This window comes from Paraburkholderia xenovorans LB400 (genome assembly GCF_000013645.1).
In the GTDB taxonomy this organism is placed as follows: domain Bacteria; phylum Pseudomonadota; class Gammaproteobacteria; order Burkholderiales; family Burkholderiaceae; genus Paraburkholderia; species Paraburkholderia xenovorans.
This window is the reverse complement of record NC_007952.1, coordinates 2,681,492-2,699,935: the sequence shown is the minus strand read 5'-3', so window position 1 is coordinate 2,699,935 and position 18,444 is coordinate 2,681,492. Positions and strand designations below refer to the sequence as shown.

Annotated in this window: 18 protein-coding genes and 2 pseudogenes; 9 read left to right on the top strand and 11 right to left on the bottom strand. The window is 62.2% G+C overall.

Features of this window, described 5'->3' with window-relative positions; genetic code table 11:
- Positions 1 to 183: 183 nt before the first annotated feature.
- Positions 184 to 294: pseudogene (locus tag BXE_RS48075) on the top strand (proline/glycine betaine ABC transporter permease); the annotation flags it as partial.
- Positions 295 to 410: 116 nt separating this feature from the next.
- Here the strand turns inward: BXE_RS48075 and BXE_RS33885 are convergent.
- The 4 genes from BXE_RS33885 to BXE_RS33870 all read right to left on the bottom strand — a co-directional run bounded on the left by BXE_RS33885 (position 411) and on the right by BXE_RS33870 (position 4,447).
- Positions 411 to 1,754: an SUMF1/EgtB/PvdO family nonheme iron enzyme gene (locus tag BXE_RS33885; RefSeq protein WP_011492636.1), complete on the bottom strand. Its 1,344-nt coding sequence runs from the start codon at positions 1,752 to 1,754 to the stop codon at positions 411 to 413.
- Between the two features lie 121 nt (positions 1,755 to 1,875).
- Positions 1,876 to 2,532 carry a helix-turn-helix domain-containing protein gene (locus BXE_RS33880; RefSeq protein WP_040124437.1) on the bottom strand — a complete coding sequence of 219 codons (657 nt, stop codon included), beginning with the start codon at positions 2,530 to 2,532 and terminating at the stop codon, positions 1,876 to 1,878.
- A gap of 387 nt (positions 2,533 to 2,919) precedes the next feature.
- Positions 2,920 to 3,387 (bottom strand): universal stress protein, encoded by a 468-nt coding sequence (locus BXE_RS33875; protein ID WP_011492634.1) that lies wholly within the window; start codon positions 3,385 to 3,387, stop codon positions 2,920 to 2,922.
- A 466-nt stretch (positions 3,388 to 3,853) separates the two neighbouring features.
- Positions 3,854 to 4,447, bottom strand: coding sequence for an acyl-homoserine-lactone synthase (locus BXE_RS33870; protein WP_011492633.1), 594 nt, complete (start codon positions 4,445 to 4,447; stop codon positions 3,854 to 3,856).
- Between the two features lie 152 nt (positions 4,448 to 4,599).
- Between BXE_RS33870 and BXE_RS33865 the strand changes: the two genes are divergently transcribed.
- Positions 4,600 to 4,917, top strand: coding sequence for a hypothetical protein (locus BXE_RS33865; protein ID WP_011492632.1), 318 nt, complete (start codon positions 4,600 to 4,602; stop codon positions 4,915 to 4,917).
- Here the strand turns inward: BXE_RS33865 and BXE_RS33860 are convergent.
- Positions 4,901 to 5,605, bottom strand: coding sequence for a helix-turn-helix transcriptional regulator (locus BXE_RS33860; protein ID WP_011492631.1), 705 nt, complete (start codon positions 5,603 to 5,605; stop codon positions 4,901 to 4,903). The two genes, BXE_RS33865 and BXE_RS33860, sit on opposite strands and share 17 nt — an antisense overlap.
- Before the next feature lie 744 nt (positions 5,606 to 6,349).
- Between BXE_RS33860 and BXE_RS33855 the strand changes: the two genes are divergently transcribed.
- Together BXE_RS33855 and BXE_RS48290 are read left to right on the top strand one after the other, a co-directional pair.
- Positions 6,350 to 7,288, top strand: a complete 939-nt coding sequence (locus tag BXE_RS33855) for an SMP-30/gluconolactonase/LRE family protein (protein WP_011492630.1) — start codon at positions 6,350 to 6,352, stop codon at positions 7,286 to 7,288.
- Between the two features lie 325 nt (positions 7,289 to 7,613).
- Positions 7,614 to 7,972, top strand: a pseudogene (locus tag BXE_RS48290) (spermidine/putrescine ABC transporter ATP-binding protein); the annotation flags it as partial.
- A gap of 44 nt (positions 7,973 to 8,016) precedes the next feature.
- Here the strand turns inward: BXE_RS48290 and BXE_RS33845 are convergent.
- Together BXE_RS33845 and BXE_RS33840 are read right to left on the bottom strand one after the other, a co-directional pair.
- The gene (locus BXE_RS33845; protein ID WP_011492628.1) at positions 8,017 to 8,622 is read right to left on the bottom strand and encodes a short chain dehydrogenase; all 606 of its coding nucleotides are present in this window, start codon (positions 8,620 to 8,622) and stop codon (positions 8,017 to 8,019) included.
- Between the two features lie 230 nt (positions 8,623 to 8,852).
- Positions 8,853 to 9,287, bottom strand: a complete 435-nt coding sequence (locus BXE_RS33840) for a DUF3005 domain-containing protein (protein ID WP_040125194.1) — start codon at positions 9,285 to 9,287, stop codon at positions 8,853 to 8,855.
- 311 nt (positions 9,288 to 9,598) lie between these two features.
- Between BXE_RS33840 and BXE_RS33835 the strand changes: the two genes are divergently transcribed.
- The 3 genes from BXE_RS33835 to BXE_RS33825 all read left to right on the top strand — a co-directional run bounded on the left by BXE_RS33835 (position 9,599) and on the right by BXE_RS33825 (position 11,784).
- Positions 9,599 to 9,832 (top strand): hypothetical protein, encoded by a 234-nt coding sequence (locus BXE_RS33835; protein WP_011492626.1) that lies wholly within the window; start codon positions 9,599 to 9,601, stop codon positions 9,830 to 9,832.
- Between the two features lie 132 nt (positions 9,833 to 9,964).
- A complete protein-coding gene (gene epsC, locus BXE_RS33830) occupies positions 9,965 to 10,891 on the top strand; it encodes a serine O-acetyltransferase EpsC (protein WP_011492625.1) in 927 nt (308 codons plus the stop codon).
- Positions 10,892 to 10,962: 71 nt separating this feature from the next.
- Entirely contained in the window at positions 10,963 to 11,784 is an 822-nt protein-coding gene (locus BXE_RS33825; protein ID WP_011492624.1) for an AraC family transcriptional regulator, read from the top strand.
- 13 nt (positions 11,785 to 11,797) lie between these two features.
- Here BXE_RS33825 and BXE_RS33820 read toward each other — a convergent pair whose 3' ends face one another.
- From BXE_RS33820 to BXE_RS33810, 3 genes are all read right to left on the bottom strand, one after another.
- Positions 11,798 to 12,316, bottom strand: a complete 519-nt coding sequence (locus tag BXE_RS33820; protein WP_011492623.1) for a metal-dependent hydrolase — start codon at positions 12,314 to 12,316, stop codon at positions 11,798 to 11,800.
- Between the two features lie 139 nt (positions 12,317 to 12,455).
- Positions 12,456 to 12,926, bottom strand: a complete 471-nt coding sequence (locus BXE_RS33815; protein ID WP_049782312.1) for a hypothetical protein — start codon at positions 12,924 to 12,926, stop codon at positions 12,456 to 12,458.
- 190 nt (positions 12,927 to 13,116) lie between these two features.
- Positions 13,117 to 14,268 (bottom strand): porin, encoded by a 1,152-nt coding sequence (locus tag BXE_RS33810; RefSeq protein ID WP_011492621.1) that lies wholly within the window; start codon positions 14,266 to 14,268, stop codon positions 13,117 to 13,119.
- A gap of 628 nt (positions 14,269 to 14,896) precedes the next feature.
- On the opposite strand from BXE_RS33810, the gene BXE_RS33805 reads away from it, so the two are divergent.
- Positions 14,897 to 15,433, top strand: coding sequence for a hypothetical protein (locus tag BXE_RS33805; RefSeq protein WP_011492620.1), 537 nt, complete (start codon positions 14,897 to 14,899; stop codon positions 15,431 to 15,433).
- Positions 15,434 to 15,640: 207 nt separating this feature from the next.
- On the top strand, positions 15,641 to 17,593 hold the full coding sequence (locus BXE_RS33800) for a PhoX family protein (RefSeq protein ID WP_011492619.1): 1,953 nt from the start codon (positions 15,641 to 15,643) through the stop codon (positions 17,591 to 17,593).
- 241 nt (positions 17,594 to 17,834) lie between these two features.
- Here the strand turns inward: BXE_RS33800 and BXE_RS33795 are convergent, their stop codons facing one another.
- Positions 17,835 to 18,269 carry a hypothetical protein gene (locus BXE_RS33795; RefSeq protein WP_040124441.1) on the bottom strand — a complete coding sequence of 145 codons (435 nt, stop codon included), beginning with the start codon at positions 18,267 to 18,269 and terminating at the stop codon, positions 17,835 to 17,837.
- Positions 18,270 to 18,444 lie beyond the last annotated feature (175 nt).

Genomic DNA, 18,444 nt, shown 5'->3' with positions numbered 1-18,444 from the left:
TGTGCGATCGGTGGAACGCAACCGATGACAGATCGTACGAGCGACAGAATAGATACACTTGGGTGGCCGCGTACAAAAGCTTGTGCGTGGGCGAATGGGGGGGCATCAAGTGGCCGATACAGAAGCTGCTCGAAGCAAACATCGACGCACTGCACGCGGTGCCCCGTTCCCGATCTTCATGCCGGCGTCGGCACCGTGCCGGGAGAGGTCGCCGTGGTCATTGCAGCCATGCCGCCGCTCATCCGCTTCACGAATCCCGGTATCCGGATGGTCGATCACAAAATGGTCGAGGCTGACTGGAAGACCCAGAACAAGACGCAGTTCGACCAGTGGGTCCCGGTCGCGAGTCAGGCAAAGTGACTGCGTGACTCGCTTCGCGCAGATGGGTGCCATTCGGGTGTGAGCGGGTCTTACTGGACAGTCGGGTCCTTCACACACCGAAATCCCGCATACACATACTGGTAATGCGGCTGAAACCAGTTTCGGAAAGCCGGCCGCAACATGCACTGCGCGGTGCGCGCCGAACCGCCTTTGATCACATAATGCTGGCCGTCGAAAAAGTTGGCGGAATAGCCGGGATAGAATTCAAAGGCTTCGAAGCCGGGCAGCGCGTCGAATACCGTCGAGGTCCACTCCCAGCCATTGCCGAATTGACCTTCCACGCCGAACGCGCTGACGTTTTCCGGAAACGCGTCCACTGGTTGGGGGTTCCAGCTCCGAAAATCGAAATTACCCGACACGGCGTGCGGTGCGCCGTGTGCCGCACGTTGCCATTGCGCCTCGGTGGGTAGCGCTTTGCCGGCCCAGCGCGCGTAGGCGCTGGCTTCGGCGTGACTTACGTAGGCGGGCCAGTCGAGCGGCAGCGGGACTTCGTCGAACATGGTGCGCAGCGTCCATGCGCTGCTTTCATTGTCTTTGCCGTCTGTGCTGCGTGCGCCGCGCCGCGACCAGCAGGCGGGATGCTCGATATGCCCGGCCTCCCTCCAGGCCCAATCCTTCTCCGACCACCACTTCGGCTCGCGATAACCGCCTGCCTCGATGAACTCGCGAAACACGCCGTTCGTCACCATGTAGCGATCGATCTCGAAAGCGGGCACGTCCACATGCATTTCGCCGAACTCGTTGTCCCAACCGAAGCGGCCGGCGTCACGCGACATGCCGAGAACGGCCGTACCCGCCGGCACGCTGACCATCGACGACAACGCGTCGCGTGGTCCGGCGCGCGTCACGACGGGCTCGCGCAGTTCGGTGACTTTTTCCGCGAGAGGCAACTGATGCAGCATGTACGCCAGCGTTTCGGCATGCATTAACCGATGCTCGATTGCGACGTTCAGCAATTGCCCGGAGGCCTCGGCTCGCGCGCCGCCGCGGCCGAGTTGCGCAGCCTGCGTCAGCGCGTCGAGCTCGCGGTCGATCTGCTCGCGCGCGCGCTGCGCGTAGCCGCGAACGATGTCGAGCGACGGCCAGTCGCCGGGTTGGTCGGTTGGAAAACCACCATCCACAGGGTCGATGCCGAACGCAAAAAGCCGATCCAGATCCGGATCGAACGCAGGCAGGTCGCACAGGCGCTGATCGAAAAGATTACGGTCGAAAGCTTCCAGATGGCCGATGTAAAACACGATCCGGTGGCGTTCGCGGATCGGCCGCTCATACAGAAACTCGGGTTTGACGATGGAAAACAGGGCGTCGGTCACTTGACGCGCTTCGATCAGGCGCTGGACGAGCGGGTGATGCGGGGCGGGGTCGCGATTCATTCGCCGGGTCTCCTTGCGGGGGACGGGACTAAAGACTGTACCCGCTCGCAGGAGCCATGCCAAGACGAAAGCGCGTCAAAAAAGATGGGCGGGCGGCGCCGGCGGCGCGCCCGCCGGCGGTCTAGACTTGCCGCAAGCCTTCCAGATCGACGATCCGGATATGCTTGCCCTGTGTGTCGATCAGGCCGCGCTTTTGAAATCTTGACAGGGTGCGGCTCACGGTTTCAAGCGTCATGCCGAGGTAGCTGCCCATGTCTTCGCGGGTCATGCGCAGGTTGAATTCCGCGGACGAATACCCTCGCTGTGCATTGCGCTCCGACACGTCGAGCAGGAATGCCGCGACCCGTTCGTCTGCCGAGAGCGAGCCGAGCACCATCATCTGCGCGGCTTCCCGAACGATCTGCTCGCCCAGCAGCTTATGCATGCGCTCCTGCATCGAACCGATTTCGCGGCACAGCGACTTGAGTGCGGTGTAGGGCACGATGCACACGGTGCTGTCTTCGAGCGCGACGGCGCTGCAGGCGTGCAGGTCATCGCTGATGCCGTCGAGGCCGAGCGCTTCGCCGGCCAGGCGCAGACCCGTGACCTGCTCACGGCCGCCACGGTGCGCCATGACGGTTTTCATCGAACCGGAACGCACTGCGTAAATATTGTCGAAGCGGTCGCCGCTGCGATACAGCGCTTCGCCGCGCGGCACGGAGCGCGCGGAGCAAATGAGCGTTTCGAGCTTGCCCAGTTCGTCGGGCGACAGGCCATGAGGCATGCACAGTTGCCGCATGGCGCAACTCGAACAGCGGGCAGCGGTGCGCGTGCTTGCCCGTGACGACGCCGCACGGCGGCCGCCGCGTGCCGGCAGTGCATTTGCAACGGATGTGGCGGATTCGGGGGTTCCGTCGGTGCGCGTAACAGCAGTAGGAGTGAGCATGTTCTGCAGCCAATGGTCAGGTAATGAGGGATTGTCCCACCGGCCACACCGCCCGCTTAGCGACAAAATGACGCGTCGAGCAGTTAGGTATCTTGATCGATATCGCTGGCGGTGATTCGGGTTGAACTGCTGTTCATGGCGAGCAGACCGGACCTGCTCGCGCTTTTACGGCATGTCGCGCTTTACAGATCCGGCGCACGGGCGGCGAACACGCAGCACGCACTGTGTGCGCCGATGCGTTCAGTCCGCGTCGCCGGTCTTCGCTGCGGCGGACGGTACGAGGAGCACGGGCAAGCTCGCCTGCCGCACGCAGCGCTCGGCGACACTGCCGAGGATCAGACGCTGTACGCCGCGCCGTCCGTGCGTGCCCATGACCAGCAGGTCGGCCTTGAAATCGGCTGCGGCCTTGAGCACCACCGCCGAAACGTCGTCGAGCGACGATGCCTCGCCTATCGCGAGTTCGCCCTTCACGCCCTGGTCGAGCATGGCCTTGGCGAATTCGGCGCCGAGTTCCTTGCCTTCCTCGACGAGGCGGTTGCGCAATACCGACGGATCGTAGCCGGGCGCTTCGAAATAGAGCGGCGTGTTCTCGACGACATAGAACGGTTGCAGGACCGCGCCGTTGGATTTGGCGAGCGCAAGCGCTGCTTCGAACGCACGGCGCGAGGTATTGCTGCCGTCTACCGCTACAAGGATGCGTGTGTACATTTCAACTCCGCGTCTGAAAAAACTGGATGCCGCCGCCGTTTCGAATGGCTGGGCACACTTTATTGGCAATGCATGCATAAATGTTCGCTGAACAACATTCGCTCAACTTGGATGTAAATCAAGTTCCTGTCAAATTTCGCGGTAGAGCATCTTGCCCGATAAGCGCCGGGCAGCAAGCATGAGCGGCTTTGCTCCAATTCGGCAAGCCTATCCGTCATCAGGCCAGCGCCGGGTTTGCCTTACACTCGGAGCCGACTCAGACAAGCTGCTCTGGCCCGCCGATGATCGAGCGCATCTCGCGAACGCGCCCGAGCGAATGTTCGGGTGCTGTGTCTTCCGCGCCCCGGCGCTGCGCGCCCGGAACGAAGCGTCATGGCCACTGCTGGTCGGCGCGACCCTGGCACGACAGTCAAACCGCCCGCTCGCGGCTGCGAACGGGCGGCGAAACAAGACGGCGAGGCAGCGGTTACGCGGCAGCGGCCATCGGTCCGAACAGCGCGGTACGAGTCTTCGGGCTCACCGCGATGTCCAGCGCCACGGCCCGTTCAACGCCGATCTGCAACGGCGACCCGAGCCGGCTGATCTCGATACCGGTCTTGCGCAGCAGCCGCTCGATCGGCGTGGTGGTCACCGTGACGTAACGCGTGATGCCCATCCGGTCGGCGAACGTCACCAGCTCGTGAATGGCCTGCATCGTCAGGTCCGCGAAGCCGAACGACTGCTCTTCGCCGCCGGTTTCGATCGCGAAGCGGCTCAATTCCCAGATGTGCCGCCCAACCGGCGCCGCCGCGCCGTGCAGCAACTGCGGGAAAGTGTCCTTCAGCATGTTCGGGCCTTCGGTCGGCATCAGGCGCCAACAGCCGCGCACCTGCCCGTCGTCGCCCTGGATCAGCATGTAGTGCGGTCCGAGCGCATCGTAGCCGTCGATCTCCATGCCGGCGATGGTCGGAATGTCCCACCCGAGCCGCCCGTGAAAAACCCGGGCTCTCAGCCGATACATCTCGTTAATGTCCGCGTTGTTGAATTCCTGACGCATTCCAATCCGGATTGCTGTTTGCATGACGTTCTCCTGAACGTGTTGGGTACCCAATACGCAAGAAAACTTATGCATTTTGAATCGTTCCGCCACCTACCTACCTGGATAGGTGTGCATGCTTATCGGGTAAAGCAGAATTCGAGACAAGCACTGCCCTCAACCGACAGGACACGAAAATGGAACTTCTCGAAAATCATTGGCAACCGCAAACCGGCCTGCAGGCGCGCCCGGCGGAGCCTTCCACTGCGGTGGATCGCGTTCTGATCATTGCATACCGTAAAAAGAAAAAAGAGAGCCAGCGCCGCTTCTGGGCCCGCTTCGGCGTGACGCAGTCGCGTGGCAGCCGTTTCGAGTCGGGTGCCGAAATTCCGGCGCCGGTCGCGATCCTGCTCGGCCTGTACTTCACCAAAACCGTTTCCGACGCCGATCTGGGCCGCGCCGAGCGAGTGCTGTACAGCCGCGACGCCGCCGCCTTGCTCAACCCGGGTCAATAAGCCCGAGCTGGGTTGCAATCACGGCTGCCGCACGCCGCGAATTCACACCGAATTTGGTCCTGATGTTCTTCATGTGGAAGTTCACCACGGCTTCCGAACAGTTCAGGATGTGGGAGATTTCCCAGGTGGATTTGCCGCGTGCGGTCCATTTCAGGCATTCGCGCTCACGCGGCGTCAATTTGGGCAACAAGGTCTGAGCGTGCGTATTCAAATGCCGCTGGCTGGTATCGATTACCAGATCGCGCAGTAATACCAGATTCGGCAATGCCACGTTGATATGCTGCCAGAATTCGTCGTTGGGATTGCTGTCATTGACGAAGCACATCATGCCGGCTTCCTGGTTCGGCCCATGAATCGGCAGTGTCACGCCGGCGCGCAATCCGTGCGCGCGCGCTTCTTCGTACATGGATTGCTGGGGCGCAGTGGTGAAAATGTCCGGCGACCAGATTAGCGGGGTGGCGCGCGTCGCGCAGTGCGAGACCGTGGGATCGATGTGAACCAGTCCCTGCTCGTCGTAAGTACGGCGCCAGATGGGCGAGTACGTGCTGCGCACATACGCGTCTTCGAGGCGGATGGTCGGGCGCGGCAGCATCGCGATCAACAGCTTCTCGAAGCCCCATGTCTCGACGAGGCCCGCGATTGTACCGAACCATTCCGCTTCGTCGGCGGCGTTCAGTAGCGGTGCCATCTGCTCGATAAAATGTAGCGGCAATTTTTTACTCTCTCAGGCTCGCAAACATCCTGTTGCGGTTAATTGCGGTCGGCATTCCGTCCGGTGGTTTTCCGTCTGTACAATCTATCACCAAAATTTATTTCGCAAAGTCAGAAATGACTCTGGCAAACCGACTACGGCTGCCGCTTTGCGATAAATGGACTGTTTTTTTGGTCTGGATTTTCCTATCGGATTAACAGCTGCCGGTCGCGAATGCGGCAATTTTCTCGTCGCTACCTTTTGATACCAGTCATTGGCAGCATTATTGTGAAACCGTTCTAATTGGCGAGCCTTGCCAAAATATTGGTCACAATTCCACTAATTGCCGAAAACTATTGTGGGCGCCGCCAGTTTACGCAGCATGAATGTTGCCGGCAGCCTCTATTGTCATACAAAAGCGACGGTCGGTAGCCTGAGAACTTAACAACAGTGCGAAGAATTCGCACGGCGCGCGCGGGTCCCGGTTGTTTGACAACATTTCCAGCCGGGTGCTACCTTGAGCGCCCCACGCCATCTCACGTTCCTGGTGATGTCCGTGAGTGGATTCCCGGGCCGCGGCAGTGAGTTGCCATCATGGCAGTGCCGCAGCCAGCGCGCCACGCCGGCGCGACTACACGTTCGACGCCACCCGGGCATCGTGCGAAGATCAGCCAGGCCGCGCGGGCGCTGCTCGCTGGAGTACGAATTCGCGCAGGCAAACCCATATTTTGAACCGCCAGCATGATCGACAACAGCCGACGCTATCCCGACCCTTCCATCCGCGTGTTCGATCCGCGCTTCAAGCCGTTGATCCTCGCCTCGGCGTCCGTCGAGTGTCTGTATCAGGGCGCGCGCTGGTCCGAGGGCCCGGTCTGGTTCGGCGACGGCCGTTATCTGCTGTGGAGCGACATTCCGAACGACCGCATCCTGCGGTGGGATGAGCCGGGTGGCACGGTATCGACGTTTCGCCAGTCGTCGAACAATGCGAATGGCCATACGCGTGATCGCCAGGGGCACCTCGTCAGTTGCGAGCATCTGACACGCCGCGTCACACGCACCGAATACGACGGCTCGATCACCGTGCTGGCCGACCATTATCGCGGCAAGCGCTTCAATTCGCCGAACGACGTGGTCGTGAAATCGGACGGCTCGATCTGGTTCAGCGACCCGACCTTCGGTATCGACGGCTTCTATGAAGGCAAGCAGCAGGAGTCCGAACTACCGGCATGCGTGTATCGGGTCGACAGTCAGAGCGGCGAAGTCAGCGTCGTTGCCGACGACGTGCTGGGACCCAACGGCCTGGCGTTTTCGCCGGACGAGTCGGTTCTGTACATCGTCGAATCGCGTGGCGAGCCGCGCAAGATTCGCGCGTTCGATGTGGGCGGCAACGGCACCGCGCTGGCGAACAACCGTGTGCTGATCGACGCCGGCCCAGGCACGCCGGACGGCTTTCGCGTCGACGTGCAGGGCAATTTGTGGTGCGGCTGGGGCATGGGCACCGACGAGCTCGACGGCGTGCGCGTCTTCACGCCGCAAGGCGAGCCGCTCGGCCACATCGCGTTGCCTGAGCGCTGCGCGAATGTGTGCTTCGGCGGGCGGCATCGCAACCGGCTGTTCATGGCGGCAAGCCACGGGCTCTATTCGCTGTATGTGAACACGCAAGGCGTGCAGGGCGGCTAGCTGCCTGACAAGCGGTCGTAGGAGGTCCTGCCCGGCACTGGGTTTGCCTTTGGATGCGGCGCGCAAACCATTCGACGGCAAGGTTGACACTGAAAATCGCGGCTTTCTGAAGCCGGGAGCCGCCGCGAGCATTTGGTTGGCATCAGCCGTCGTACTTCGCTATGTTCCGTTGATGGAAAGACCCCGCCCGCAGCGCATCCGGCCGGCAAATTTCCATACCATGAAGCGAGGAGACGCAATGACTGTTTCAGACAGGTTGGCGCTCAGACCTGATTCTGATGGACGAGCCTCTGTCGAACCTCGATACGAAGCCGCGGATCGAAATGCGCGTTTCATGGGCTATCGCAACGTGGCCGAATTCGAGTTCGAAGGCACGCAGGGCGAAGGCGTATTGGTGAGTGCAAACGGCTGCGTCTGATCGGCGCGCCGATAGCCGGCGTCAACAGCAAACGCGTGAGCGTCGCGCTGCGTCCCGAGATATGGAGCGCGCCGCGCCCGGTGCGTCGAATGCGTTCGACGCGTTGGTGAGCGCCGTCGAATACGGTCGCCGCGATTCGTTGCTGCGTGTGAAGACCGCGTTCGGTGATATCTGGGCGCATCGGCGGAGAATTCGAAGAGGGCGAGCGAATCAGCCTGCGCGTGCTGCCGTCGCGCACGTTCGTCTACGAAGCGCAGGCAGCATGAACACGCGCACCCTGTCGCCGCCGCGGAGCGCGAATCCTTGTCGATCAATAACCCACGCGATATACGCGGCCGGTTTGCGCGCCTTCCACGCTGCGCAGATAAGCCATTGCCGCACGCTGAGCCGTCACCGGCTCGAAGCCGCGGAAGTAGGGCGCATAAGCGTCCATCGCTTCGGTGAGCACGGTCGGGCTCACTACGTTGATGCGAATGCCGCGCGGTAATTCGATCGCCGCGCCGCGCACGAAACCTTCGAGCGCCAGATTGACGGTGGTCGCGCTCGCGCCTTGCAGAATCGGCTCGTCGCCGATGATGCCGCTCGTCAGCGTGAACGAGCCGCCGTCGTTCACGTATTGCTGGGCCGCGAGCACCACGTTGATTTGTCCCATCAGCTTGTCGCGCAGGCCGACCCAGAACTGTTCGACGCTCATGTCGGGCAGCGGACCGAAATGCACCTTGCCGGTTGCGGTGACGATGCCGTCCACTTTGCCGATCTCGCGAAATAGCCGTTCGACGCTCGCCGGGTCGGTACTGTCGACGTGATACTGGCCGCGTGTCGCGCCCACTTCGATCACTTCGTGACGCGCCTTCAGTTCGGCGCTCACCGCCTGGCCCAGCGTGCCGGTGGCGCCGATCACGACAATTTTTTTCATCTGATGCTCCGTTGAGGGTTGACGTGCACCCGATTGTGCCGACTCTCGTCAGAGGGAAAAAGCTTCGCCGGCGCGTGGGTCCTGCAACCCTGAGTTTCTAATCAAAGTAAAAAGCGCGCATCGTGAATCAAACGATACGCGCTTCGCAATACCCGGACCAAGCGGGGCACGCACAGAAATTCAAACGCACACCCGGGCGCACAGCCAAACGCAGACGCAACGTAAAAGTTCTATTTCACCCGACGTAATTCGATCAGCCGGGTGGGCCGCAGATGATTGAGGGCGTAATGAATGCGCCCGCGGTCCTGGCGGCTGCCGACCGGCCGTGGATCGTCGTATTGATGGTCCGCCGAATACGCACCCTGCGGCGCGATCATGCCTTTGTCGATCACCGTATAGCCCGGCTCGAGCGCGAGCAGCAGATGATTGCCGCCAACCCGGCTATCGAAGCCGGCCATGCCGTCGAGCGCCTCGGGCACGCTGTTCGTGAGCGTGGCATTGCTCGTGGTGATTTCGTCCGGCGAGATCGGGCTGTGGCCCGCAATGCGCGCGGCTTCGAGATTCTTGCCGTCGGTGTCGACGGTGCTGTCGTGCGTGCGGTCGTTGTGCAACTCCGTCGAACTCGGACCGTGAGTGTCTGCTGGCTTGTTGATATCGCTGTTCATCATGCGTGCTCCTTTGAAGAGGACATGGTGTGACGTGCAGCAAAACCCGTTCCGCCTCGCACAAACCCTGATTCACTTTACGTTGCACCGCGCCTTTGCCGCTGCAGCATGAGAGGGTATTCTGCTGGCGATTGCGTCCCGGTTTCTTTTCGTTTTTTTTAATGGACGCGTATTTTCTACAGAGTATGATCTTACTCCGACGAGCGAAGCGCGGTTGAACTGACGACACAGGGCACGGCGGTTTCTTTATGGCCGGCAGCCCGTTGCGCGCTACTCAAAACATTTCACGGGGCCGTCAGGGCGGGTGACACATGCACTTCGATGCTGCATTCACACATCGCGGCTATTTGTTAAATTGCGCGCCCGCGCGCGCGGTAGATGGCACCTGGCAACCTTATGTGGTCATCTCCCGTTCGAGCGACGGCGAACTGGTCGCCAACCGTTTCTTTCCCACCGAGTTGCGCTTTCCCGAAGAAGCGGACGCCATTGCCCATGCGCGCGATTGGGCGGTGCGCTGGATCGACGCGAGCAGCGTGACCATCTGAGCGCCTTCTGCACGTGCCCGCATGTCGTCGCCTATGACGTGAACTCGCGGTGCTGCGCGAGCCGCCGCAAAACGCGGTAATCTCTCGGCATAATCACTTCGAACCGCGCTCATCGCGCGGCGCTGTCCTTTTATGCCTAATGTGCCTGCCCATAACTGGGGCCTCGAACAGATCGTCGCGGACCTGCGCGCGTCGCGTGAACAGTTGCATCGCACGCGGCATCCGCTCGGCATTCGCGAGCTGCCGTCGCGCGAAGCGGTAGTCAACATTGTTGCCGGCCTGCGCGCGGCGCTCTTTCCCACGCACTACGGTGCGCCTGATCTGACTGACGAAACCGTCGACTACTACGTCGGCCACACGCTTGAAAGCACGTTGCGCTTGCTCGCCGAACAGATTCGCCGCGCTCTGCGCTTTCTGCCCGAGTTCGGCGAAACACCGGATGCGGATCTGCAGGCGCGCGCGTTCGAAGTCGCGCGTGAATTCGGCACGCAACTGCCGGGCATTCGCGCGCTGCTGGTCAGCGACATTCAGGCGGCTTTTACCGGCGATCCGGCGGCGCAGCACATCACCGAAATCCTGCTCTGCTATCCTGGCGTGTGGGCGATGACGCATCATCGGCTTGCGCATGCGCTGCATCGGCTGGGTGTGCCGTTGCTCGCGCGTTTCATCAACGAGATCGCGCACTCTGCAACCGGCATTGATATTCATCCGGGCGCGACGATCGGGCCGAGCTTTTTTATCGACCACGGCACGGGTGTCGTGATCGGCGAGACCGCCATCATCGGCGAGCACGTGCGGGTGTATCAGGCCGTGACGCTCGGCGCAAAGAGTTTCGCCGCGGACCTCGACGGCGCGCTGATCAAGGGCAACGCGCGCCATCCGATCGTCGAGGACGACGTCGTGATCTACGCCGGCGCGACGATTCTCGGGCGCGTGACGATCGGGCGCGGCTCGGTGATCGGCGGCAACGTGTGGCTCACGCATAGCGTGCCGCCGGGCAGCAGCGTATCGCAAGGCAAGATCCGCGAAGGCGAGCGCACCGACGAGGGGCGGCAGTGAAACGCGGCCCGGCTCGCGCGGTCTCGCGTGTCCTCGCGCGCGAACTTCTCTTCAACTGCTGAGCGACGACCATGCCGCGCGGCCGCGTTCATATGCCTCGTTGCGCGATTGCCGGCGTGGAAGCAACGGTGGCCGAAACGGCGCACGCGTTTCCGCGGCATTCGCACGATCGCTTCGGCGTCGGCGTGATCGTCAGCGGCGGGCATCGGTCGGCGAGCGGACGCGGCCTCGTCGAAGCGCGGGCCAACGACGCGATCATGGTCAACCCCGGCGAAGTCCACGACGGCAGTCCACTCGACGAGCGCGGCCGCGCGTGGCGCATGTTGTATTTCGAACCGTCCATGTTCAGCGCCGCCGCGAGCGAGCTGACGGGCACGGCGGCGCGCGAAATCGAGCTCACGCAGCCGGTGGCGCGCGACCCGTTACTGAAGCGCCGGTTCGAGCGTCTGTTCGCCGTGGCGGTGGAAGCGCCATGCGTGCCGGACGATCTGGTGCGCGAAGAGGCGTTGCTCGACCTGTTCGGGCATCTGATCCGCGTTCATGCGACCCGGCCGGCACGCTCGAAGCCGCGTCAAGCATGGGGGCCGATCGCGCGAGCGAAAGCACGCATCGACGACGATCCTTCCGCTTCGCTTACGCTGACCGACCTCGCCGCCGAGGCCGGCATGAGCCGTTTCCAGTTGTTGCGCGGCTTCGCGCAGGAGACGGGACTGCCGCCGCACGCGTACCGGATGCAGCGCCGCGTGGCGCTCGCGAGGCAGTGGATCGCGCGGGGCGCCGTGCTTGCCGATGCAGCGGCCGCAGCGGGGTTTGCCGATCAGAGTCATATGACGCGAGCTTTCGTGCGCCTGCTCGGCGTGACGCCCGCGAACTACGCGGCAGCGCTGCGCTGACCTGACCTGACGTTTATCCGGTTCTCAAATGCTGCAGCAGGGATAGGCCATGCACGCCGTGCAACCAGACGTGCTGCCCGACGAACCATGCCGCCGCCCACGAAGCCGCCACCACGATCAGATCGCAGTGCCCGCTGTTCCAGAGATTTAACGAATGCCTGCCCGCAACCCAGGGCACCCCTAGCGGGTTCGGCCAATCGGCGAGCAGATGCATCAGGCCGCCGCAGGCGAATCCGAACGCCGGCGCCGCGTAGACCGAATGCCCCAGCCAGTGATACGACGCCGCCAGCAACGCGAGCCATCCCACGCCCCAATGCGTGAGCGTGCGATGCGTGATCCACAGACGCCGCGCCCGCGACCACCACGCCACTTCGAGCCAGTCCGGCGCCGTACTTCCGGCCACGCCGGCGATGAAACTCAACACCACGCCGGGATGCAACGAACCGCCACTGCCGCCGCTGCGCGCGACGATTGCCGCCGCGATGACGCCCGCCGCAAAACCGGTAGCGTGATGTGCTTTGCTGGATGCCATCGACACTCGCGGCGCGAGCGCCGCATGAAAGACAAAGGGCGGCTATGTTCGCAGATGCGCGGATAAAAAAATAGCCGGCACGCGAGTTAAAAAAATCGCGTACCGGCCTGGCGTTCAAAACGCGCGCGTATGACGAGGCTCAGGTCGCGCAGCGTGCAATGTCGAAGCGCATTTCCGGTTCCGGCGGATCGTCTGGTGCGTTCGCCGGGTGCATCACCTTGATGACCGAGCCCGCGTTAAAAGGCGTCAGCGTCACGAAATACGAGTTGTTGGAATCCGAGCCGACCGCGATCTCCGTCGCGCCGCCGACTCGCGACGTGCGCACGCGCGACAAACGGCTTTCGAGGCAATCGGCGATATAGGCAGGGGCGCGTTGCGAAGACACGTACATCATCGGCAGGGACGCGTCGTGGGCGGGGCCGCTGGAAGAACCGCAGCCGGAGAGAGCAGCAAGCGCGGCAGCAGCGGGGGCAAGCAGGAGAAGTCTTTTCATGGTCCGGTCGTCGGCGTCCCCGGTCGTACGCGGGAACTTGGGGCGCGGGCGAAGCGCAACGCGATTCAGCGCGACGTCATGCTTCGCGACGAAGCCGCCGTTCAACCGCGACGACATGCTGGCATTGCGGCAAGGAAGGCAGCCGGGCCCAGTATACCCACCGGGTGTGCGCGCCGTCACTATCCGCGGGCGCCCGCATTGTGTCCAAACGTAAGGCCATGAAAAAACCCGCGGCGTGATCGTGTCACGCGCGGGTTGACTGCGGAGCGAATCGATACACTCGCTCCGCACGTGCCACCTGAAACGCTTAGAAGCGGTGACGCAGGCCGACTGCCGCCGCGATCTGATTGCCGGTCGACGACGGCGCCAGCGTGTTGATCGCCGCGACGTTCGCGCCGAAGTTGCCGAGTTCGCCCGACGCATGCTGGTACACGCCTTCCACGTACACGTCGGTACGCTTGCTCAGCGAGTAGTCGCCTTGCAGCGAGACCGTGTGCCACTTCGGATCGCCCGAACCGTTGGAACCGGACATCTTGCCGTCCGTGAACGTGTACGACGCCGCGAGGCTCAGTGCCGGCGTCAGTGCATAGCGGCCGTTCACTTCGTAATTGTCCAGATGCAGGTTGGTGCCTGCTACGCCAGGCAGGGTCGTGCCGCCGACGTCCACGCCGCTGATGCCGTCCAGTTGCGTGTGCGTGTAGACGAAGCCGACCGTTGCCGGGCCGTACGTATAGTTGATGCCCGCGCCGAACGTGCGTTGCAGATCGGCTGCGACTGCCGCGGTGCCGTCACCCTGCGATACCGCGCCGCTCAGGTTCGAGCTGCCCGACTTGTTCAGTTGCAGGTAAGCCGCGGCCACGTTCAACGGACCGTTCTCGTACGAAGCACCGACGCTCCATGCGCGGTTGTTCGAGAAGTCGCCGGCCGAATTGCTGAAGCCATACAGGCCGCCGAACTTGAGGCCCGCGTAATTCGCGCTCGTGTACTTCACGGCGTTCTTGACCGAGAACGAGTTGTCCAGATTGTCGTTGTCGAGCGGGTGACCCGCGAGGTTGTTGCCGTAACCCGCGCCGGCTGCGGACAGCGGTGCCAGGTAGTCGACCACGGAGTCGTATTGACGGCCGAGCGTCAGCGCGCCGTACCTGTCGCTCTGCAGACCGACGAAAGCCTGACGATTGAACATCGTGTTGCTTTCCGAGTACTTGCCGTTGTTCAGGTTGAAGCCGCTTTCCAACGTGAAGATGGCGTGCAGACCGCCGCCCAGATCTTCATTGCCGCGCAGACCGAAGTACGTGTCCGATGCCACGCCGCTGCCTTGCTGCCAGTTGCTGTGGCCGCCCTGGTTGTTCGAGTACACGAGACCGGCGTCCAGCGTACCGTACAACGTCACGCTGCTCTGCGCGTGGGCGGTGATGGCAACCGCGCCCAGGAGGCCTGCTGCGATGAGGGTTTTTTTCATGATTAGATAACTCCGAAACAGTGCGTAGAGAATCGCATCCCAGTGCTTACCGCCGATTCCGCCGGCTGCCTGACGATCCGGTGCGAAGTGTAGTCCCGTTATTCCTATCTTGAATTGCAAATGGCGCAACAATCAGTTTTCAAATTCGTAATAGCGGCAAATTAATTGGATAAGTGCGGATAAATAAAGAAAAAATTCTGTGCGATGATAAATTCATTCTGGTCTTGTCAGTCCTTACGATGTCGCCTGACTGCGACGTCGCGTCGCAACCCATGAGCAGTAAGGGTTCTCGTTATTTAGAGATAGATTGAGATTCACTCTGTTTTTCGCAATGTACTCTTCCAGTTCATACAGTCTATTCCGGAGAATTACAGTTCTACAATCCGTCTCGCCCCTTGACCAAGGGTGTCTTTTTCATCTTTATACGCGGCCCCACGGGCCGCGTTTTTTTATGTTTTTTATAATTGGGCTATAAGTTCACCGCGAATGGCGGCATTGATGATTTCAATGACAATTACGCCGCCGCGGCTTATCCGTTCGTCAGGGCGCCGCGTTCGCCGCGCGCGGGGCGGGTAGAATTGCGTGCTCGAGAGTGTTTCCGCCCCCCGCGAACGTGAGTGAACCTGCAATGACCGATACACCCCTTCCATCGTCCGACCCCGCTGAAGCTTTCACGACGGAAGGCTCGCCCGAACCGGGCGAAACCGTGCACGAGGCGCGGCTGTGGCGCGACGACGGCTGGACCGCGCGCGTCATCAAGAATGAAGACGACGAAGGCTGGGCCGTCGAAATGATCAAGGATGGTGAAGCGGAACCCGCGCTCGTCGGACCGTGGACGATGGGTCGCAACAAAAAAGATCCGAAGCCGCTGGACACGTCCGCGTTCAATACGCTGGTGAAGACGGCGTCTGAAGTGCTGCGCCGTCATGAGCAGCAACTGCGCGCGCAACTGCATAAAGAAGTGCGAGTCGCGAGCGCGGATGGCTGCGACGAACTCGACATCACGCTCGACATCGTTCCCGACGAAGACGAGCCGTATGCGGTACTGACCGCGCTCGACACATTCGGCGAACAGCTCGCGCAAGTGCAGGTGGCGCCCAATTTCAAGCTCAGCAAGGCGAGCGCTACAGCGTGGGTCGAGAACGGGTTTCGCCGGCCGGGTTAGACATCGCGCCTGCCTGCGGCAGGATTGGGTTAGCGGGTTGCTGACTGCCGGCTGAATAAAACATTACCAAAGCCTGTCAATATACTTTCACATTCACTTCATAGAATCCTCGCGTCATAGCGGCGCGAGCGTGAGCCATGTGTTTGGGTCCGAGCGCGTGCCGGCTGTGCGTTCACCCACGCTACCCAAACACTGGATCACGACAACATGGCTGAGCCGTTCGACCTTTCCCGCCGCAAGGCCCTGAAACTACTCGCGGGCGCGCCGATGCTACCGCTCGGCGGACTCGCCACGGCCTCGATGCTGACTGCTTGCGGCGGCAGCAACGATCTGGCGACGCCGGTAAAGCCGGCCGCCAACTTCGTTTCCGCGGCGTTCGCCAGCATGGCGGCACCGAGCCTGGCCGATCCGGCCGCGATGGCGAAGACCACGGTCGGCTCGACCCTGACGGTGCAATTGAGCGACGGCAGCAGTCGCGCGTTCAAGCTGGCGTACCAGCCGTTCTTCATCACCGGCGACAGCGTGCCCAACGTCAAAGGCGGGACGATCCTCGCGGGCGGTTACTTCGACATCAACAACCAGCCGATCGTCGACAGGTCGGTGGCGGGCAAGGAGCGGCAGTTCTATTCGGATTGCCCGGACGGCAGCTCGCTGATTCGCCTCGACAATCCCGCGGTGAAGGGCCTCAAAGGCAACGCGGTGTTCGCCGTCGTGCAGTTCGAATACGCCACGCGCGATCAGAACCTGACCTCGATGTACGGCCAGCTGCCTTCGCCGATCGCCGTGCTGACGCTCGACCAGGACCCGGCCACCGGCAAGCTCACGCTGGCGGGCTATTCGAATGTCGATACGTCGAAGGCGCATGGTTTGTGGATTACCTGCGGCGCGAGCCTGTCGCCGTGGAACACGCATCTGTCGAGCGAAGAGTACGAGCCGGACGCCACGACGATTGCCGGCAATAGCCAGTTCAAGGGCTTCAGCCGCAGCCTGTACGGCGACGAAACCAGCGCGAACCCCTATCACTACGGCCATCTGCCGGAGGTGACGGTCAATCCGGACGGCACCGGCTCGATCAGGAAGCACTACTGCCTCGGCCGCATCTCGCACGAGCTGATTCAGGTGATGCCGGACAAGCGCACCGTCCTGATGGGCGACGACGCGACCAACGGCGGTCTGTTCATGTTCATTGCGGATCGCGAAGCCGATCTGTCGGCGGGCACGCTGTACGTGGCGAAGTGGACGCAGGTGTCCGCAAGCGGCGCGGGCGCGGCAACGCTGTCGTGGATCAGCCTGGGCCACGCGACCAGCGACGAGATCGAGGCGCTTGCCGACCGGCTGCGCGCGAGCGACATCATGGACGTTTCGACCACGGATCCACGCGATCCGACCTACACGAAGATCAATTACAACGGCACGTTCAACTGGGTGCGCGTCAAGTCCGGCATGACGCAGGCCGCGACCTTCCTCGAAACACACCGCTATGCGGCGCTGGCCGGCGGCAGCATGGGCTTCACGAAGCTCGAAGGCACGACGGTCAATATCAAGGACAAGGTGCTGTATTCGGCCATGTCGCGGATCGAGAAGTCGATGGTGCGCGGCAATGCCGCTTCCACCGACGTGGCCGTCGACAGGACGATCAACGCCGGCGCGGTCTACGCGCTGAACATGAAGGGCGGCCAGCGCGACCGCAGCGGCGGCGCGATCGACAGCGAATGGGTGCCGGTGGACATGGCCGCGCCCGCGGCGCTGGTCGGCGAAGACCTGTCGACGCCCGACGCGCTCGGCAACACGGCGAATCCTGAGCGCATTGCGAACCCGGACAACCTCAAGTTCTCGGAGAAGCTGCGCACGCTCTTTATCGGCGAGGACAGCGGCATGCACGTGAACAATTTCCTGTGGGCGTACAACGTCGATACGAAGACGCTCTCGCGGGTGCTCTCGTGCCCGGCGGGCGCCGAGTCGACAGGCCTGCATGCCGTCGACGAAATCAACGGCTGGACTTACGTGATGAGCAACTTCCAGCACGTCGGCGACTGGGAAAGTCCGTTGCACGACAAAATCAAATCGACGCTCGATCCGCTCGTGCGGGCGAACTATAAGGACCGCTTCGGCGCGACGGTGGGGTATCTGACGGCGGATCCGGCGGGGATCAAGCTATAAGGGAGCGACGGCGGATCTGGACTGTCTTGGACCGCCCCACCAGGGAGCCTCGTCACTTCGCGGGCGCGCTTGGCCGGTGTAAACCGACTTATAACCAGCGCGGCTGGACCCTGTTTGACAGGAGGCAGATAGACGCCCTTGCAGGCCCCGGAAAATCCATCTGCTGCGATTATTGCGCGTGGAACGTGGTCTTCCTGTCTACCTATTGGCCATTTCAGCCGGCGCGTCTCGCCACCTGGCCTCAATTCCGCTTGCAGAAAATCGCGGTAATCAGCGGCGCCACCCGATGCACGATCGCCGTGCTGTCAGACGCGGCGACAGCTTTCTGCACCTTCGCCTCGCCGCCGACCACCACGACGCCATAGGCCGAACGCGCGACCGGCTCGCCATCGCCGACCCGGAACATCGGGTCGTCTTTTTCGTAACCGACCACCGCGAACACGTGAAAGCCGTATGCCGTCAGATCCGCGCCGGGCATGGGCGAGAAGGCGTTGATCGAGTTGCTCTCCACACGCGTGGGCTTTGGATCGATCAACTGTTGCTGCGCGAGATCGGCAATGAACTGATGGCCGCTTTCATTGCAGGCGAGCGGCGCGTCGAGCGCGGTGGCGTAACTGGTGATCGGCAGCGCAGCGGCGCCGAGAGTAAGCAGCACGGACAAAAAAAAGCGTTTCATAAGCGTGGACGGCGGCCCGATTCGATGTAGTGTGTTCGCAACGGGCGGGCGCGAGATCGAAAACCCGGAAGACTTTGCGCATCGAAATGTACCCGCGCGGCAGGCGCAACTGGTTGGCACTTTATCGCGATTCGGCAAATCTTGCTGTGCAGCGGACACAAATCGGCAACGAACG

Excerpts from the sequence above, each read along its gene's own strand:
- BXE_RS33800 (WP_011492619.1), top strand. The coding sequence starts at position 15,641 with ATGGCTGAGCCGTTCGACCTTTCCCGCCGCAAGGCCCTGAAACTACTC.
- BXE_RS33855 (WP_011492630.1), top strand. The coding sequence starts at position 6,350 with ATGATCGACAACAGCCGACGCTATCCCGACCCTTCCATCCGCGTGTTC.
- BXE_RS33805 (WP_011492620.1), top strand. The coding sequence starts at position 14,897 with ATGACCGATACACCCCTTCCATCGTCCGACCCCGCTGAAGCTTTCACG.
- BXE_RS33845 (WP_011492628.1), bottom strand. The coding sequence starts at position 8,622 with ATGAAAAAAATTGTCGTGATCGGCGCCACCGGCACGCTGGGCCAGGCG.
- BXE_RS33875 (WP_011492634.1), bottom strand. The coding sequence starts at position 3,387 with ATGTACACACGCATCCTTGTAGCGGTAGACGGCAGCAATACCTCGCGC.
- BXE_RS33840 (WP_040125194.1), bottom strand. The coding sequence starts at position 9,287 with ATGAACAGCGATATCAACAAGCCAGCAGACACTCACGGTCCGAGTTCG.
- BXE_RS33810 (WP_011492621.1), bottom strand. The coding sequence starts at position 14,268 with ATGAAAAAAACCCTCATCGCAGCAGGCCTCCTGGGCGCGGTTGCCATC.
- BXE_RS33795 (WP_040124441.1), bottom strand. The coding sequence starts at position 18,269 with ATGAAACGCTTTTTTTTGTCCGTGCTGCTTACTCTCGGCGCCGCTGCG.
- BXE_RS33835 (WP_011492626.1), top strand. The coding sequence starts at position 9,599 with ATGCACTTCGATGCTGCATTCACACATCGCGGCTATTTGTTAAATTGC.
- BXE_RS33860 (WP_011492631.1), bottom strand. The coding sequence starts at position 5,605 with ATGGCACCGCTACTGAACGCCGCCGACGAAGCGGAATGGTTCGGTACA.
- BXE_RS33885 (WP_011492636.1), bottom strand. The coding sequence starts at position 1,754 with ATGAATCGCGACCCCGCCCCGCATCACCCGCTCGTCCAGCGCCTGATC.
- BXE_RS33825 (WP_011492624.1), top strand. The coding sequence starts at position 10,963 with ATGCCGCGCGGCCGCGTTCATATGCCTCGTTGCGCGATTGCCGGCGTG.
- BXE_RS33820 (WP_011492623.1), bottom strand. The coding sequence starts at position 12,316 with ATGGCATCCAGCAAAGCACATCACGCTACCGGTTTTGCGGCGGGCGTC.
- BXE_RS33815 (WP_049782312.1), bottom strand. The coding sequence starts at position 12,926 with ATGTCGTCGCGGTTGAACGGCGGCTTCGTCGCGAAGCATGACGTCGCG.
- BXE_RS33865 (WP_011492632.1), top strand. The coding sequence starts at position 4,600 with ATGGAACTTCTCGAAAATCATTGGCAACCGCAAACCGGCCTGCAGGCG.
- BXE_RS33870 (WP_011492633.1), bottom strand. The coding sequence starts at position 4,447 with ATGCAAACAGCAATCCGGATTGGAATGCGTCAGGAATTCAACAACGCG.
- BXE_RS33880 (WP_040124437.1), bottom strand. The coding sequence starts at position 2,532 with ATGCGGCAACTGTGCATGCCTCATGGCCTGTCGCCCGACGAACTGGGC.
- epsC (WP_011492625.1), top strand. The coding sequence starts at position 9,965 with ATGCCTAATGTGCCTGCCCATAACTGGGGCCTCGAACAGATCGTCGCG.